General features: G+C 69.9%; 16 protein-coding genes. 9 read left to right on the top strand and 7 right to left on the bottom strand.

The window, feature by feature from the left end:
* Positions 1-11: 11 nt before the first annotated feature.
* From ACAM57_RS31965 to ACAM57_RS31950, 4 genes are read left to right on the top strand one after another with little or no spacing between them, the layout of a single operon-like run.
* The gene (locus ACAM57_RS31965) at positions 12-989 is read left to right on the top strand and encodes a TauD/TfdA family dioxygenase (RefSeq protein WP_369660220.1); all 978 of its coding nucleotides are present in this window, start codon (positions 12-14) and stop codon (positions 987-989) included.
* 33 nt (positions 990-1,022) lie between these two features.
* A complete protein-coding gene (locus ACAM57_RS31960) occupies positions 1,023-1,937 on the top strand; it encodes a TauD/TfdA family dioxygenase (protein ID WP_126020810.1) in 915 nt (304 codons plus the stop codon).
* Complete coding sequence (locus ACAM57_RS31955) at positions 1,934-3,109, top strand: hypothetical protein (protein WP_369660219.1); 1,176 nt, start codon at positions 1,934-1,936, stop codon at positions 3,107-3,109. The genes ACAM57_RS31960 and ACAM57_RS31955 overlap by 4 nt, the downstream gene beginning before the upstream one ends.
* A 13-nt stretch (positions 3,110-3,122) precedes the next feature.
* Positions 3,123-4,550 carry an alpha/beta hydrolase family protein gene (locus ACAM57_RS31950; protein WP_369660218.1) on the top strand — a complete coding sequence of 476 codons (1,428 nt, stop codon included), beginning with the start codon at positions 3,123-3,125 and terminating at the stop codon, positions 4,548-4,550.
* A 3-nt stretch (positions 4,551-4,553) separates the two neighbouring features.
* Here ACAM57_RS31950 and ACAM57_RS31945 read toward each other — a convergent pair whose 3' ends face one another.
* On the bottom strand, positions 4,554-4,853 hold the full coding sequence (locus ACAM57_RS31945; protein WP_369660217.1) for a hypothetical protein: 300 nt from the start codon (positions 4,851-4,853) through the stop codon (positions 4,554-4,556).
* A 315-nt stretch (positions 4,854-5,168) separates the two neighbouring features.
* Here ACAM57_RS31945 and ACAM57_RS31940 point away from each other — a divergent pair, with 315 nt between their 5' ends.
* The 3 genes from ACAM57_RS31940 (at position 5,169) to ACAM57_RS31930 (ending at position 7,688) form a co-directional block, all read left to right on the top strand.
* On the top strand, positions 5,169-5,690 hold the full coding sequence (locus ACAM57_RS31940) for a hypothetical protein (protein WP_369660216.1): 522 nt from the start codon (positions 5,169-5,171) through the stop codon (positions 5,688-5,690).
* Positions 5,691-5,810: 120 nt separating this feature from the next.
* On the top strand, positions 5,811-6,305 hold the full coding sequence (locus tag ACAM57_RS31935) for a hypothetical protein (protein ID WP_126020800.1): 495 nt from the start codon (positions 5,811-5,813) through the stop codon (positions 6,303-6,305).
* Positions 6,306-6,437: 132 nt separating this feature from the next.
* Positions 6,438-7,688: a metallophosphoesterase gene (locus ACAM57_RS31930; RefSeq protein ID WP_126020798.1), complete on the top strand. Its 1,251-nt coding sequence runs from the start codon at positions 6,438-6,440 to the stop codon at positions 7,686-7,688.
* 3 nt (positions 7,689-7,691) lie between these two features.
* Here the strand turns inward: ACAM57_RS31930 and ACAM57_RS31925 are convergent, their stop codons facing one another.
* Complete coding sequence (locus tag ACAM57_RS31925; RefSeq protein WP_369660215.1) at positions 7,692-8,195, bottom strand: polyhydroxyalkanoate granule-associated phasin; 504 nt, start codon at positions 8,193-8,195, stop codon at positions 7,692-7,694.
* A 210-nt stretch (positions 8,196-8,405) separates the two neighbouring features.
* Here ACAM57_RS31925 and ACAM57_RS31920 point away from each other — a divergent pair, with 210 nt between their 5' ends.
* Positions 8,406-8,984 (top strand): acyloxyacyl hydrolase, encoded by a 579-nt coding sequence (locus ACAM57_RS31920; RefSeq protein WP_369660214.1) that lies wholly within the window; start codon positions 8,406-8,408, stop codon positions 8,982-8,984.
* On the opposite strand, the gene ACAM57_RS31915 is transcribed toward ACAM57_RS31920, so the two are convergent.
* The 3 genes from ACAM57_RS31915 to ACAM57_RS31905 are packed head-to-tail and all read right to left on the bottom strand — an operon-like array spanning position 8,985 to position 12,016.
* Positions 8,985-9,953, bottom strand: a complete 969-nt coding sequence (locus ACAM57_RS31915) for a lysylphosphatidylglycerol synthase domain-containing protein (RefSeq protein ID WP_369660213.1) — start codon at positions 9,951-9,953, stop codon at positions 8,985-8,987.
* A 40-nt stretch (positions 9,954-9,993) separates the two neighbouring features.
* Complete coding sequence (gene clsB, locus ACAM57_RS31910) at positions 9,994-11,277, bottom strand: cardiolipin synthase ClsB (RefSeq protein WP_369660212.1); 1,284 nt, start codon at positions 11,275-11,277, stop codon at positions 9,994-9,996.
* 10 nt (positions 11,278-11,287) lie between these two features.
* The gene (locus tag ACAM57_RS31905; protein ID WP_260319338.1) at positions 11,288-12,016 is read right to left on the bottom strand and encodes an endonuclease/exonuclease/phosphatase family protein; all 729 of its coding nucleotides are present in this window, start codon (positions 12,014-12,016) and stop codon (positions 11,288-11,290) included.
* A gap of 333 nt (positions 12,017-12,349) precedes the next feature.
* On the opposite strand from ACAM57_RS31905, the gene ACAM57_RS31900 reads away from it, so the two are divergent.
* Entirely contained in the window at positions 12,350-12,781 is a 432-nt protein-coding gene (locus ACAM57_RS31900; protein WP_184639101.1) for a serine/threonine protein kinase, read from the top strand.
* A 99-nt stretch (positions 12,782-12,880) separates the two neighbouring features.
* Here the strand turns inward: ACAM57_RS31900 and ACAM57_RS31895 are convergent, their stop codons facing one another.
* Positions 12,881-13,450, bottom strand: coding sequence for a Spy/CpxP family protein refolding chaperone (locus tag ACAM57_RS31895; protein WP_369660211.1), 570 nt, complete (start codon positions 13,448-13,450; stop codon positions 12,881-12,883).
* 166 nt (positions 13,451-13,616) lie between these two features.
* Positions 13,617-14,690: a flavodoxin family protein gene (locus ACAM57_RS31890; RefSeq protein WP_369660210.1), complete on the bottom strand. Its 1,074-nt coding sequence runs from the start codon at positions 14,688-14,690 to the stop codon at positions 13,617-13,619.
* Between the last annotated feature and the right edge of the window lie 36 nt (positions 14,691-14,726).

The raw sequence follows: 14,726 nt of genomic DNA, 5'->3' as shown, positions 1-14,726 counted from the left end.
GCGGGGTGGCGATGACCGCATCGGACCCGGGCGAGAGCGAGGGTGAGGGTGAGGACTTCGGCGACGGTTTTCCGCATCGCATCCACGCCGATGCGGAACTGGCCGGCGGCAGCGCGGCCGACGCGCAAGGCTGGTTCGGCGAGGCGATGCCGCGGCTGGAGCCGGTGCTGCTGCGCGCCGGCGCGCTGCTGTTTCGCGGCTTTCCGCTGCGCGAGGCGGCGGACTTCCGGCGCGCGGTCGCGGCGATGGCGCCGCTGCAGCTGCGCGACTACGCGGGCGGCACCTCGCCGCGCAGCAAGGTGGACGAGGGCGTCTACACCTCGACCGAGTACCCGAGGCAGCTGGAGATCCCGCTGCACAACGAGATGTCGTACAGCCTGCGCTGGCCGGGGCGCCTGTATTTCTTCTGCGCGACCGCGCCGCAGGCGGGCGGCGAGACGCCGCTGGCCGACTCGCGGCGCGTGCTGCAGGCGATGCCGGCTTCCATCGTCGAGGAGTTCGAGCGCCGCGGGCTGATGTACGTGCGCAATCTCGCGCCGGCGCACGCGCCCTACAACGCCTGGAGCAAGGCCTTCGAGACCGCCGACCGCGGGCAGGTCGAGGCGCATTGCCGCGAGATGGACATCGGCTGCGAATGGCAGCCCGGCGGCGGCCTGCGCATCCACGAGCGGCGGCCGGCCACGCGCGTGCATCCGCTGAGCGGCGAGCGCGTCTGGTTCAACCAGGCGCACCTGTTCCACGCCTCCAACACGCCGATGGGCGCCAGGGTCGATGCGCGCATCGAGGCCGGGCTGCCGATGGCGGCGTACTACGGCGACGGCGGGCGCATCGACAACGACACGCTGGCCGGCGTGCGCGAGGTGCTGCGCGCGCAGCGCCGCAGCTTCGCCTGGCGCCAGGGCGACCTGCTGGTGGTGGACAACCTCCTCGCCGCGCACGGGCGGCTGCCCTTCGAGGGGCCGCGCCGCATCCTGGTGGCCATGGCCTGACGAGATCGAAGAACCCAAGGTGTGAAACAACCCATGCAGATCACTTCCCCTTCCCACGAGCCGCTCGCGCCCTGGATCCGCCGGCACCGCGAGCGCATCGACGAGGCCCTGTGGAGCGACGGCCACGTGCTGTTCCGAGGCTTCGACGTCGGCGGCCTCGCCGGCTTCGAGGACTGCGCGGGCTCGGCCTGCGACGCGCTCTACCGCCACTACGGCGACCTGCCGCTGGCCAGCGCGGGCGACAACGTCTATTTCGCCACGCCGTATCCGAAGCACCTGGAGATCCGCTTCCACAACGAGGCCTCGCACACGCGCAGCTGGCCTTCGCGCCAGCTGTTCTTCTGCCTGGAGCCGGCCTCCGAGGGCGGCGAGTGGACGCTCTCGGACGGGCGCCAGGTGATCGAGCGGCTGCCGGCGCAGATGCTCGAGCGCTTCCGCGAGCTGGGCCTGATGTACCGGCGCCGCTTCATCCGCGGGCTGGACACTTCCTGGCAGCAGTTCTTCAAGGTCGAAAGCCTGGGCGAGCTGCGCGAGAAGATCGGCGCCAGCGGGCACGGGATCGACGCGATCTCCGAGAACGACCTCACCGTGTCGTACCGCACCCATGCGGTGCTGCGGATTCCCGAGCGCGGCACCGAGGCGTGGTTCAACCAGATCCTGCTGCACCACCCCGACGCGCTGCCGGCCGAGGTCGATGCGATGCTGGGCAGGCACTTCCGCCGCGACCAGTTTCCGCGCACCGTGTTCTTCGGCGACGGCAGCCCCATTCCGGCCGAATGGGTGCGCACCATCGACCGGGTGCTGGTGGAGTGCTCGGTCCGCATACCCACCGAGGCCCACGACGTGCTGCTGGTCAACAACCTGCTGATGGCACACGGGCGGCTGCCCTACAGCGGCAACCGCCAGGTGCGCGTGGCGCTGGGCGACATGCGCGAGGTGGCCGCGTGATCCGCCGCCAGCACGTCGCCGCCGACTTCTTCCCGGAGGCCGAGGCGATGCGCGCGGCCTACGACGAGAAGGTGGGCAACGCCTACCGGCAGGCCATCGAGTGGCAGTACTTCTGCGACCCGCGCATGTACACCTACCTGCGCACGGCGCCGCAGCAGGTGTTTGCGCAGCCGCTGTGGCGGCGCTTCGACCGGCACCTGCGGCAGTGGTGCATGGAGCACGCCGGCCTGGTGCCGACGGGCGAGCCCAACCTGCACCTGATGGTCAATGGCTGCACGCTGGGCCTGCACAGCGACTTCCAGAACGGCACGCTGGGCTTCGTCTACTCGCTCACGCGGTGGGAGTCGCGCAAGTTCGCCGGCGGCGAGACGCTGCTGATGCGCGACGGCGTGCCCAGCTACAGGAAGCACCACGTGCAGGGCGAGGTGCTGTACGAACTGGTGCCGGCGCGGTTCAACCAGCTGCTGCTGTTCGACGACCGCATCGTCCACGGCACGCCGACCATCCAGGGCAGCATGGACCCGCTGGAAGGGCGCATCGCGCTGGTGGGGCACCTGCGCGCCGCCTCGCCGGTGGTGACCGCGGGGCCGCTGGACGAGGCGGCCGCGCGCGAGGTGATCGCCGGATTCCATCGCTCGCTCGCGCAGCCGCTGAAACCGTTCAAGGAAGTGCAGGGCGTGACGAGCCTGCGCCTCGCGGTGGCGGCGGACGGCCGGGTGGAGTCGGTGGAGGTACTGACCGACAACTTCGTCACCGCGCAAAGCGGCTACGAGGCGGACGACGATGTCGCGGCGGCGCGCGCGCTGGTGCTCGACGCGGCGGCGAAGCTGCGCTTTCCGGGTGCGGGCGGGCCGTCGAAGCTCATCGCGCCGGTGCTGCTGCCGCTGCCGGATTTGCGGCCGGTGGAGATCGTCGTTGCGCATGCCGGTCAGGCGGCGGTGCTGCGCGAGGCGCTCAAGGCGCAGCTGAAGGAGGTCGAGGCGCTGGGCTTCCGGGTCGAGGTGCAGGGCGACAGCTTCGCGGTGCGCGAGCCGCTGGCGGGCACGATCCGCATCGAGAGCCATCGCATCGTCGCCTTCTTCGACGCGCCGATGTGGGTGCCCTCGCAGCGCGAGCATTTCCAGGCCACGCTGGCCGAGAAGCTGGGCATGCTGGCCAGGTACGCGGGCTGAGGGAGCCCAGGCCGTGTCGGTGCTCGATGGCGCGATCGTGCTGGTCGCGGTCGGTCTTGCGTTGGCCGCCGCGGCGACGAGGCGGGTGGGCGCGCGCATGGTCTCCGGCATGTCGGCGATGCTTCTGGCCGCCTGTGCCTTCCAGCTCTGGCGCGAGGGCTTCTACTGGCAGTTCCTTCCCGTGTATTCGTTGCTGGCGGGGCTGCTGGCGCTGGGCTGGAGGCGCGGCCGGCCAGCACCATCACCGCTGCCGCCGCGCGCGCTCGCCTGGCTCGGCCGTGGCGGCGTGGCGGGTCTCGCCCTGGCGGCGCTGCTGGCGTGGAGCTTCCTGCCTGTGCCGGAGCTGCCCGCGCCGCACGGCCCTTACGCGGTTGGAACCCAGGTGTTCCGCTGGGTCGACAGCGAGCGCGCCGAGGACGCGACCGCCGACCCGGACGACCGGCGCAGCGTGGTGGTGCAGGCCTGGTATCCGGCGGCAGCCGGGGAGGGCGCCGCGGGGCCGTCGCGCTACATCGACGGCCTCGAGAGGCTGCCGGACTTCGTCTCGCTGATACCCGGACTGGTGATGCGCCGCTACGACCGCATTGACACCCACGCGCGCCTCGACGCGCCGGTGGCGGCGCAGCGGGAGCGCTGGCCGGTGGTGCTGTTCTCGCCGGGTTACGGTGCCTCGCGCGCTTTCTATTCCGGCCTTCTTGCCGACCTGGCCAGCCGCGGCTTCGTGGTGCTCGCGCTGGACCATGCCTACGAGGCGCCGGTGGTGGAGCTGGCCGACGGCCGGCTCGCGACGCCGGTCGTGCGCTTCCTGCCCGACGACCCCGACCGCCTGCGCTACATGGGCGCCAGGCAGGCTGTGCGGGCGGCGGACCTTCGCTTCGTGGCCGGCCGCGTCGGTGAGCCCGGGGCCTTCGGCCCGCGCCTGTCGCAGCGGCTCGATCCGCGGCGCATCGGGGCGATCGGCCATTCCTTCGGTGGCGCCAGCGCGGTGGAGGCGGCGATGGAGGACGCGCGCATCCGTGCCGTCGCCAACATCGACGGCACGCTGTACGGCCACGCGGCCACCGGCGCGCTGCCGGTGCCCTTCCTCCTGCTGGAGAGCGACCACCGCGAGACGCGGCATTCGCGGCACTACCTGGACGGCAATCTTGCCCTGGTGCGGCATGCGCGGGCAGGCGGCTACCGCTACCGGATCGCCGCGGCGAACCACTACGGCTTCACCGACGTGCCGCTGTATCTTTCGGCGCCGGCGCGCTTCGCTGCCGCAGTGCTGATCGGCGGGTCGCGCGGCCCCGCGCGGACGCAGGCGGCCGCCAACGACGTGCTGGCGGCTTTTCTGGCGGGGCTGTCGATGGATGCGCCCGGCGATGGCGTCGCCGCCGCGGCGGCGCGGCATGCCGGGGTGAGCGGGGGGCCGGTGGGCATGCGTGCCGGCGGCCCCTGAATGTCACTTCACGTCGGTGCCGTGACCCGTGGCGTCGCGGGGACAGCCGAGGTTGAACTGCTTCTCGAGCGTGTGCTGCAGCTGCCGAGTCAGCTTCGAGATGCCGCCGGTGCCGCTGGCGGCGCGGCCGATCAGCGCGCCACCCGCCGCGCCCGCCGCGAGGCGCGCCACGAGCGAGCGGCTGCGGCCCGCGGCGAGCAGCAGCAGCACGCCCACGCCCAGCACCACCAGGTGCTCGCCGGGGTAGTCCTCGCGCTGCGCGTCCACTCGCCTGAATTCGTTGATCGTCGATTCCCAAGACATGGCTGAAAGCTCCTTCGTTGCGTTTTGCAGCCGTCGTTCTTAGCCCGCCCGGGCGTGCACCGCTGTAGGCGTTCGCCATGCACTGTTGCCGAACGCACTCCCGGATGCGCTCGATGGGGCGGATCAGGGTTTCCGTGAGGTTTGTGAGCAGAAGTAGCGCGGGGCCACGTCACACGGCCGTCATCAGCTATGAAAACAATAGCATTCAGTTCCGATCCGCAGATCGTTCCTCGTAAACGCTATATCTAGCCCGACTCTTGCTAAGCAAAATCCCCGACGGATTTCACGTCACGCAAGTTCGAGGACCACACAGCAATGAACCCTAAGCGTCTCCGCCGGCCCCTGGCCGCGCTGGTATTGGGCGGCACAGCAGCATTCCTCGGGGCCGTGAGCACGGCCCATGCGTTCACCAACCCGCCCATCCAGGTGGCGCAGGGCATCGAATACATGTGCGGCGGCGCTGCCAGGGACGAGGCCGCGTTCATGGAAATGGTCTCGCCGCGCTGGGCCGCGACCATCGAGCTGGGCATCAGCGACGGCAAGGGCGCGCTGAAACCCGGCTTCCCGGCCAAGGCCGCGGTGGAAATCCGCCAGAAATACACCGGCCAGACGGTGATGAGCGTGGAATCGCAAAGCCCCTACATGCTCGCGCGCCTGAATCCGGGCGCCTACGACGTGAACGTGACGCTCGGCGGCCTGACGCTGACGCAGACGCTGGTGGTGATCGCTGGCGTGCCGGCGCGCGCTTCCTTCGTGTGGCCGTCGAACTTCGACATGGCCTCGGTGATGCCGCCGCAGACGCAGACGCTCGCGCAGTCGTCCGCCACGACGCGCTGAGCCAGCGAGCGCCCGCCCGCCGCCGCGGGCATCCACAGGTCAGACTTTCCTAAGCCGCGCACAGCACAGTGGCGGCGTGGCTTCTCGCCACGACGACCAAGGAAAGAAAGGACTCTGACCATGACCCCCCGTTTTCCATCCTCGCTGCGCGCAATGCGGCCGCTGGCGGCCGCGATGTTCTGCGGCGCCGTCCTGCTCGGCGCCGTGACGTCGGCCCAGGCCACGGTGAACCCGCCTATCTACATGTCGCACGGCGTCGAATACATGAGCGGCGGCATCGGCAGCGACGAGGCCCAGCTGATGGAGACGGTGTCGCCGCGCTGGCCCGCCACCTTCGAATTCGCGATCAAGGACCACAAGGGCGCGGACTTCGCGGCCAACGTGCACGTGACAGTGCGCGACGGCAGCGGCACCGCGCTGCTCGACAACGTGGTGTCGGGCGGCCCCTTCATGGTGGCGCGGCTGGACCCGGGCAACTACACGGTCGAGGCGCGCATCGGCAGCCAGGTGCTCAAGCAGGAGCTGCGCGTGCCGCAGGGCGCGCCGGCCAAGGCGACCTTCGTCTGGCCGGCCGGCACCGACATGGCCTCGGCCGGCACGCGCACGGTGCAGTAGCGCCGCGCAAGTGAGCGCCGGCATGCATCCGGCTGGCGCACAATCTGGGGTTGGGCCATGCCACAAGGCTTGCTATCCGGGCGCCGTACGCTATAGAAAAAATAGCGACCGATGCGCCTCGCGGTGTCTTGAATGCGCGGCATGCGCCTTGCAGATGGCCTGTCCCGGGCCGCGCCCGACCCCTTTGCCCCGATGCCGATCCGTCCCCTGAGCGCACTGACCGCGCTGTTGCACGTCTATATCGCGCTGCGCCTGCTGCCCGCGCTCGCCGTGCTCACGCCCGCGTGGCCGCTGGCGCTGGTCGCGCTAGCGGTGTCGGCGGCGACGATTCCCCTGCCTTTCGTGTCGCGCCGCGGCACCCGCGAACGCTCCGGAAACGGCAGCGTGCTCAAGTGGACCGGCCTGATCAGCATGGGCTGGTTCTCCTCGATGTTCGTGCTGACGCTGGTGCGCGACGCCGGCCTGCTGCTGGCCTGGCTCGCGGGCGCCGTCGGCGGCGTGCAGGTGCAATGGGCCACGCTGCTGCCGTGGAGCGCGCTGGCGGTGCTGGCGATGGCCACGGCCACCTCGGCCGTCGGCTTCCTGAACGCGCGCCGCACGGCCGGCGTGAAGCGGGTGGAGGTGCCGATCCGCGGCCTGCCGCAGGCGCTGGAGGGCTTCAGCATCGCGCAGCTCAGCGACATCCACGTGGGGCCGACGATCCGCAACAGCTACATCCAGCGCATCGTCGACGCGGTGAACCGCCTGGGCGCGGACGCCATCGCGATCACCGGCGACCTGGTCGACGGCAGCGTGCCCGAGCTGCGCGAGCACATCGCGCCGCTGGCCGGGCTGCGCGCGCGGCACGGCACCTTCGTGGTCACGGGCAACCACGAGTACTACGCGGGCGCGCATGCCTGGATCGACGAGCTGCGCCGGCTGGGCCTGAAGGTGCTGCTCAACGAGCACGTGGTGCTGCAGACGCGCAACGTGCGCGGCGCGCAGACCGATGAAGAGCTCTTCGAAAGCGCGCTGGTGCTGGCCGGCGTGACCGACTTCACCGCCGGACATTTCGACGCGGCGCACGCCAGCGACCCGCACCTGGCGCTGCACGACGCGCCGCCGCTGGTGCACACGCGCGTGCTGCTGGCGCACCAGCCGCGCAGTGCGCCGCTGGCGGCTGCGGCCGGCTACCAGCTGCAGCTGTCGGGCCACACGCACGGCGGCCAGTTCTTTCCGTGGAATCTTTTCGTGCCGATGCAGCAGCCCTTCACGGCCGGCCTGCACCGCCTGCACGACATGTGGGTCTACGTGAGCCGGGGCACCGGCTACTGGGGCCCGCCCAAGCGCTTCGGCGCGCCTTCGGAGATCACGCTGCTGACGCTGGTGCCGGCGAAGGCCTGAAGCTCAGGATTCTTCGAGCCCCGACAGCCGGCGCGCGTTCGACGTGGCTGCGGCGTGGATGGGCGTGAGGCCCTGGCGCGCGATGCGCGCCGCGATCTCGGGCAGCTCGCCCGCCGCATCGACCGTATCCGCCGCCGATTGCACGAAGGCGTCGCCGTGCGCGGCCGCCTGCGCGGGCGTGACGCTGCCCGCGAGCGAGAAGAAGGCCGTCGTGCTCCGCAGCCATTGCTGCAGCACCCGGTTGGCCAGAGAGAAGTGGCTGCTGTGCCACTGCCGGGCCATCGCGAAGCCCGACTCGCTCGCGGCATCGAGCTTTTCCTGTCCCATGAGCTGGAACTCGGCAAGGTCGTCCGCGCTGGGCGCGAGCCCCGCGCGGGCCATGCGCTTGGTGCGCATGCCGATCACGAGGCCGGAGGACAGCAGCATCTCGTGGGTCTTGAGCGCCAGGTCGAACCACTGCTGCATGAGCGGGCCCGAGAGACGGGCGACTGAACTGGAAGACGACATGTGGGAGGCCGCGCCAGAGCGCGTGGAATGGGGTCGGGCCACTATAGGCGCGGCCGGCCGCGGAGGTTTGCACACAACGGAATCGGACCTGCATTTTTGTTGATCAAGTCCTACTTTCCGATGTGGAAATTACGTGCCGGGCGAATGCCGGATGCGGCGGAAATTGAAGATGAGCCCTCATTTCCACTTAGTGCATTGGCGAGTCGCATCATGAGATTCAACACCTGCGCGTCCCTTGCCGGATCGGCCCTCTTGGCGGGCCTTCTGGGCCTGTCGGGCACCCCCGCCCACGCGTTCGAAGACAGTGCGCGCGGTTTCTATGTCGAAGGGGGCCGTGCCCCGCATGGCGAAATGGGCAGCACCGATTCGGCCACCTTGGGCATGACCATTCCGTGGTCGCCGCGCGAGCCAGTGCACGAAGGGGCGCTCACCACCTACTGGGACATCTTCCTGAGCAACTGGCACGCACCCGCGCTGGGCGAAGGCCCGCACGACTACGCGCAGATCGGCGCCATCTACACCTGGCGCTACCGCTTCGACCACGGCGGCTCGCCCTGGTTTGCCGAAGGCGGCGTCGGCGGCAGCGTGATGGACCACGTCTACAGGACGCCCGACCGCAGCTTCAGCACCGCCTTCCAGTTCACGGAGGTGATCGGCATCGGGCGCAGCTTCGGAGAGCACGGCGCGCACGAACTGACGCTGCGGCTGCAGCACTTCTCCAACGGCGGCATCAAGAAGCCCAACCCGGGCGAGAATTTCGTGCGGCTGCGCTACACGTATCACTTCTAGCTAACGCCCGCCACGCAGCGCGGGCGCGCGCAGCCGCCGGGCCCGCGCCTCGGTGAGCAGGTAGCCCAGCGCGGCCACCGCCAGAGGCAGCAGGTAGTAGAGCCCCCTGTACGCCAGCAGCGCGCCGAGCAACTGCGCCTGCGGCACCTCGTGCGAGAGCAGCGCGACGAACACCGCCTCCAGCACGCCGAGTCCCGCCGGCACGTGCGTGAGGACGCCGGCCACCGCCGCCACGAGCAGCACCGCGAGCACCTGCGCATAGGCCACCTGCCCCTGCAGCAGGAACCAGATCACGCCGCCGATCAGCGACCAGTTGGCGCACGACATCGCGAGCTGCAGCAGCGCCATGCCGAACCCCGGCACCTTGAGCCCGAACCCGCGCACGCGCCACACGTGCCCGCGCGCCAGGGCGCACATCACCAGGTAGGCCAGCGCGACCACCAGCAGCGTCGCGCCGAGGACGCGCAGGCCCTCGCTGCCGATCTTCCATTCGGGCGGCAGCGTCATCGGCCAGAAGCAGAAGGCGGCGCCGGCCACCACGAGGTAGCCCAGCCAGTTGGTCAGCATGCTGAAGCCGAGCACGCGCGTGATGGTGTCGTTGGAAAGCCCCAGCCGCGAATAGAGCCGGTAGCGGAAGGCCACGCCGCCCACCAGCGAGCCGAGGTTGAGGTTGAAGGCGTAGCTGATGAAGGTCACGCCCATCACCGTGCCCGTGCCCAGGCTGTGCTGCGTGATGTGCCGGCCCAGCAGGTCGTAGGTGCTGTAGAGGGCGAAGCTGCAGGCCGCCAGGGCGCCCCCCGCGAGCAGGGAAACCGCGGGCAGCGCGCGGATCGCGTCGAGCACGTCCTCCCAGTCGATGACGAGCGCCTGCCGCACCAGCAGCCACGCGATCAGCGCGAAGAAGCCCCACACCGCGGCGCGGCGGGCCCAGGGCCACCAGCTGTGGCGCGAAAGGGCCAGGGTGCTCATCGGAAGGCGCTCCTGTTGCGGTTCGGGCGGTCCGGGCCGTTCAGGCCGCTTCCGTCTGCGTGGCGCCGCCCGTCGGGTTGCTGCGCCCGGTGTCGCGCCGGCTCGCGAGGTCGGTGGCTTCGGCCGGCGTCAGGCGCGGCACGTGGCGCGGCAGTCGTCCCAGCAGGGCCGGGTACCAGCGCAGGATGTGGAACACGAAGAAGCTGCGCACCAGCCGCCAGCCGCTCCATTCGCTGGCGAGGTCGGCCGCCTGCACCTGCTTGCAGCTGTGCTGCATCAACCTCTCCATTCGCTCGGCCAGCACGTTGTTGAAGGCCTCGTCGCGCACGACCACGTTGGCCTCGAGGTTGAGCGAGAGGCTCAGCGGATCGAGATTGCTGGAGCCCACGGTGCTCCACCTGCCGTCCATGAGCGCGACCTTGCCGTGCAGCGGGCGGTCGCAGTACTCGTAGATGCGCACGCCCGCGTGCAGCAGATGGTGGTAGAGCATGCTGGCCGCGGTCTTCACGATCGGCATGTCGGGCTCGCCCTGCAGGATGAGCCGCACGTCCACGCCGCGCCGCGCCGCGCGGCGCAGCTCCTTGATGAGCCGGTAGCCCGGGAAGAAATACGCGTTGGCGATCACGATGCGCTCGCGCGCGGCGCGGATCGCCGCGCGGTACTGCCGCTCGATGTCGTTGGTGTGGCGCCGGTTGTCGCGCGTGACGAACATCGCGTCGGCCGTGCCGGCGGACTGCGCATGCCTCGCATCGGGCAGCTGGCGCAGCCTGCGGCGGAACCAGCCGGCGCCCTTGCCTCCGAGAGCGATCGCGCGCAGCACGAACTGGTGGATCTCGCCCACGATCGGGCCTTCGAGCTCCACCGCGTAGTCCTGCTTGGCCATCGGGCCGTAGTCGAGCAGGTGGTCGGCCGAGTAGTTGATGCCGCCGACGAATGCGCGCTCGCCGTCGATCACCACGATCTTGCGGTGCATGCGGCGGAACACGTTGAGCCGCTGGCCCATGAAGCGGCGGCCCGGGTCGAACACACGCACCTTCACGCCGGCCGAGGTCAGTCCCTCGATGAATTCGCGCGAGAGATCGGGCGAGCCGAAGCCGTCGATCATCAGGTCGACCTTCACGCCGCGCAGCGCCGCCTCGCGCATGGCGGCATGCAGCTGCAGGCCGACCTTGTCCTCGAACAGGATGAAGGTCTCGACGATCGCCTCGCGCCGCGCCCGGCGGATGGCTTCGAACACGCGCGGAAAGAACTCCTCGCCGTTCTCCAGCAGGCCGATGCGGTTGCCGGCGATCCAGTGGTTGTCGTTGACGTTGTTGTCGCTCATGGCGGCGTGCTCACAGGTCGATGTCCGCCACCAGCGGCGCGTGGTCCGAAAGATGCGACCACGGCCTGCGAGGCAGCACCACCGGCGCATGCGCGCCGGCGTTGCGCACGTAGATGCGGTCCAGCGAGAGCACCGGGAAGCGCGCCGGAAAGGTCCGGGCCGCCCGGCCGGTGGCGTGCACGAACACCTCGCGCAGCGAGGCGCCCTTTTCGAGGATGTCGTGCGCACGGCCGCGCCAGTCGTTGAAGTCGCCCGCCACGATCAGCGGCGCCTCGGCGGGCACCTCGTCGCGCACGATGTGGCACAGCAGCTCCAGCTGCTGCTGCCGGTGCGCCTCGGCCAGGCCGAGGTGGGTGCAGATCACGTGCACGTCGACCACGCGGCCCGGCAGCCGCAGCACGCAGTGCAGCAGGCCGCGCTTCTCGGGGCCGCTGACCGACACGTCGTGATTGCGGAAATGCACGATGGGGAATTTGGAAAGCACCGCATTGCCGTGGTGCCCCTTCGGATACACCGCGTTGCGGCCGTAGGCGAACTGCGGCCACATGGTGTCGGCCAGGAACTCGTAGTGCGGCGCCTCGGGCCAGTTGCTCACCCGGCGCGAATGGCGCGAGTGCGTGCCCAGCACCTCCTGCAGGAACACCACGTCGGCGCCCACGGTGCGCACGGCGTCGCGCAACTCGGGAAGGATGAACCTGCGGTTGAGCGCGGTGAAGCCCTTGTGGGTGTTCACCGTCATGACCTTGAGCGAAGTCGGCGTGACCTGCGCTGCCGGCTGGCCATTGGCGACATCGGCCGCGTCGGCGGCATCGGGCATGGTGGCGTCGGGAATGATGGGCGTGGAGGACATCGTCATGCACGTTGTACGTGGCCGCGCCCTCGCTGACTGTAGGAACGCGCCAACTTCTTCCCGCCGCCATCCCCCCGCCGCCTTCGTGCCCGGACGGCCGGCTCCTACAGGCACGCCTGCCGCACCCCCACACGGGCGGAATTTCGAGGCTTCTACGGTGAATTCACGGTTCGGAAAAAGGCAGCCCGCCTTTCAAGGAACAAGCCACAAGGAGTACCCCCCATGAGACACCAGACAGCTTTCCACGCCACCGTTCTCGCCGCGCTGCTGGGCGCGGCGGGCATCGCGATGGCACAGACCACGTCCATTCCCGCCCAGCCCGATCCCTCGGTCGGCGGCGAAGCCAGCACCATGACGCCGGCCGGCGTCGCCAATCCGCCGCAGCGGCCCGACAACTCGATGCCGCTGTCGCGTGAATCGGTGAAGGCAGAGGCCCGCGCGCACAACCGCAACAACGCCAACAACCCGGTGCCCAAGGGCGAGGTGACCACCACGGTCAACAGCCAGCCCAACGCCATGCCGCCGCCCACCGGCGAGATGTCGCGCGCCGAAGTGAGCCAGACCGGGCGCAAGGTGAAGCCGCAGTTCGGCCAGAAGGGCGAGCGCCCCGACGTGGTGACGAACCCCACGGACAAGACGGGTACGCCGAAGTAGGCACAAAGGCCCATTGAGCCATGAGCCCATGAGGCAAAAAGCCCGCAGCGCTTTTCGCGTTGCGGGCTTTTTTTGTTGCTGCCTCCGGGCAGCGATCGATCAGCTCTTGGCGGGAGCCGGCGGCGCGCCGCGATGGCCGCCGTCATGGCCACGGTGACCGCGCGGGCCGCCGAAGTGGGCGGTCTCGGCGTCGAAGGTCTTCTGCTGGTCGGGAGACAGCGTGGCGTAGAAGGTCTTCGTGGCTTCGGCGCGCTTGGCGAACATCGCGCTGCGCTCGGCCTGGCGGGCCTGCATGCGTTCCAGGCGCTCCGGCGTGGTCAGCTTGGCGAACTCGGCGCGGTCCATGTGCGGACGCGGACCGGCGGGCGGCTGCGTCGCGCTGGTGAAGGTGCTCCATGCGCCTTCCTGGGCCGAGGTGAGCTTGAGCTTTTCCTTCAGGGCGGCAAGACGCTTGGCGCGGTGTTCCTTCATGCGCTCCATGCGCTGGGCCGGATCCATGCGCTTGTGCTGCGCCTTGGGCGCGGCGGCGTTGTCGGCCTGGGCCACCGCGGCGGTGGGCGCGGCTGCGGAGGGAACGGCAGCCGGCGCTTGAGCGAAGGCGCCCGAGGAGGCGAGGGCGGCCGAACCGAGCAGGCTGGCCCAGACGATGCGTTGGCGAAGAGAAATCATGAGAAGTGCTTCCTTTCGAAGAAGCCCGCCGCCGATGGGCAGCAGGTGAGAGGAAGTGTGGAAGAGCTCTGTATCGCATCCGTTAGCCCGGCGTGAGCTTGCGTAAAGAATGATGAACAGGGCCCGTGGAAGCCGCCTCCTGCGTGATTTATCGACTCTTTTCCTCCTACTTGGGCCGGGGCCGCTTCAGTCCGCGGTCGGGAGGCTGCAGCCTGCCCGCGCGCAGTTCGGCGACCGCGTTGACCATGGAACGGGCCACCTGGCGCACTTCCTCCTGCACGTCGGCATCGGCGTCGAGCGCCTCATGGCTGGTGGCGTAGGGCTCGTAATAGCCGATGTAGCGGTCCAGCCGCGATTGCGTGCCGGCCTCGATGAGGCCCATCCAGTCGAGCCAGTCGCAGAGATTGCGGCGCACGCTCTCCACGCCGGCCACGTCGCCGTGCACCACCACGCCGTAGGCGCGGCCGTCGAGGTGCCTGGGATAGCCCCAGCCCTCCAGCTCCAGCGCCTTGGCCTCATCGGGCTTCTTGCCGTGGGTGCTGGTGGGGTCGGGGTTGCCTCCGTCCGCGCACACCAGCCGGTCGATCATGAGCTTCAGCGGGCTCGCGGCCTGGTACCAGTGCGTGGGCGTGAGCAGGATCACGCCGTGCGCGGACACCCAGCGCTCGTAGATCTCGTTCATCCAGTCGCCGGTCTGGCGCAGCGAGTGGTTCGGATAGCAGCTGCAGGGCCAGTGGCACAAGGGCATGGCGGTGGAGACGCAGCCCTTGCACGGGTGGATCTGCCGGCCGTACTCGGAAGTCAGCAGGCTCAGGTCGAGCAGGTCGGTCTCGATGCCGCTGCCGTCCAGCACCTCGCGCGCGATCTGCGCCAGCCGCCAGGTCTTGGAAACCTCGCCGGGGCAGGTACCGTCATTGCGCGGCGAGCCGATCACCAGCAGCACTCGTGACGCCGTCTGCGGCTGGCTCCAGGCCGACTGCGCGGCGTCGATGCGCGCCTTGGCCTCGAGCCAGTCGACCGAAAGTTCGTACTCGGGGTCCGCATAGCCGGGCCCGGCCTTGCGGGTGACGGGCGACTTGCGGCCTTCCTCGTAGGCCTCCCAGGCGATGAGTTCGATGCGCCGCAGCGAATCGGCCTCGGCGCGGAAGGCTGGGTCTTGAAAGGGCTGCATGAAACGTTCATGGAACTCGGCGCGCTGCAGCGTCTTCGGCGCCTGTCCTTTCCGGATCGTGGGAGGCATGTCGCAATCTAGGCTGCCCGCGCGGCAACCGGAGCC

Source organism: Variovorax sp. V15, from assembly GCF_041154425.1.
GTDB lineage: Bacteria > Pseudomonadota > Gammaproteobacteria > Burkholderiales > Burkholderiaceae_C > Variovorax > Variovorax guangxiensis.
The sequence above is the reverse complement of the archived record's forward strand: the minus strand, read 5'-3'. Positions and strand labels throughout refer to the sequence as shown.

Coding starts and splice junctions, on each gene's coding strand:
- ACAM57_RS31925 (WP_369660215.1), bottom strand. CDS start 8,195: ATGTCGTCTTCCAGTTCAGTCGCCCGTCTCTCGGGCCCGCTCATGCAG.
- ACAM57_RS31920 (WP_369660214.1), top strand. CDS start 8,406: ATGAGATTCAACACCTGCGCGTCCCTTGCCGGATCGGCCCTCTTGGCG.
- ACAM57_RS31895 (WP_369660211.1), bottom strand. CDS start 13,450: ATGATTTCTCTTCGCCAACGCATCGTCTGGGCCAGCCTGCTCGGTTCG.
- ACAM57_RS31935 (WP_126020800.1), top strand. CDS start 5,811: ATGACCCCCCGTTTTCCATCCTCGCTGCGCGCAATGCGGCCGCTGGCG.
- ACAM57_RS31945 (WP_369660217.1), bottom strand. CDS start 4,853: ATGTCTTGGGAATCGACGATCAACGAATTCAGGCGAGTGGACGCGCAG.
- ACAM57_RS31965 (WP_369660220.1), top strand. CDS start 12: ATGACCGCATCGGACCCGGGCGAGAGCGAGGGTGAGGGTGAGGACTTC.
- ACAM57_RS31890 (WP_369660210.1), bottom strand. CDS start 14,690: ATGCCTCCCACGATCCGGAAAGGACAGGCGCCGAAGACGCTGCAGCGC.
- ACAM57_RS31900 (WP_184639101.1), top strand. CDS start 12,350: ATGAGACACCAGACAGCTTTCCACGCCACCGTTCTCGCCGCGCTGCTG.
- ACAM57_RS31905 (WP_260319338.1), bottom strand. CDS start 12,016: ATGACGGTGAACACCCACAAGGGCTTCACCGCGCTCAACCGCAGGTTC.
- ACAM57_RS31960 (WP_126020810.1), top strand. CDS start 1,023: ATGCAGATCACTTCCCCTTCCCACGAGCCGCTCGCGCCCTGGATCCGC.
- ACAM57_RS31940 (WP_369660216.1), top strand. CDS start 5,169: ATGAACCCTAAGCGTCTCCGCCGGCCCCTGGCCGCGCTGGTATTGGGC.
- ACAM57_RS31930 (WP_126020798.1), top strand. CDS start 6,438: ATGCGCGGCATGCGCCTTGCAGATGGCCTGTCCCGGGCCGCGCCCGAC.
- ACAM57_RS31915 (WP_369660213.1), bottom strand. CDS start 9,953: ATGAGCACCCTGGCCCTTTCGCGCCACAGCTGGTGGCCCTGGGCCCGC.
- clsB (WP_369660212.1), bottom strand. CDS start 11,277: ATGAGCGACAACAACGTCAACGACAACCACTGGATCGCCGGCAACCGC.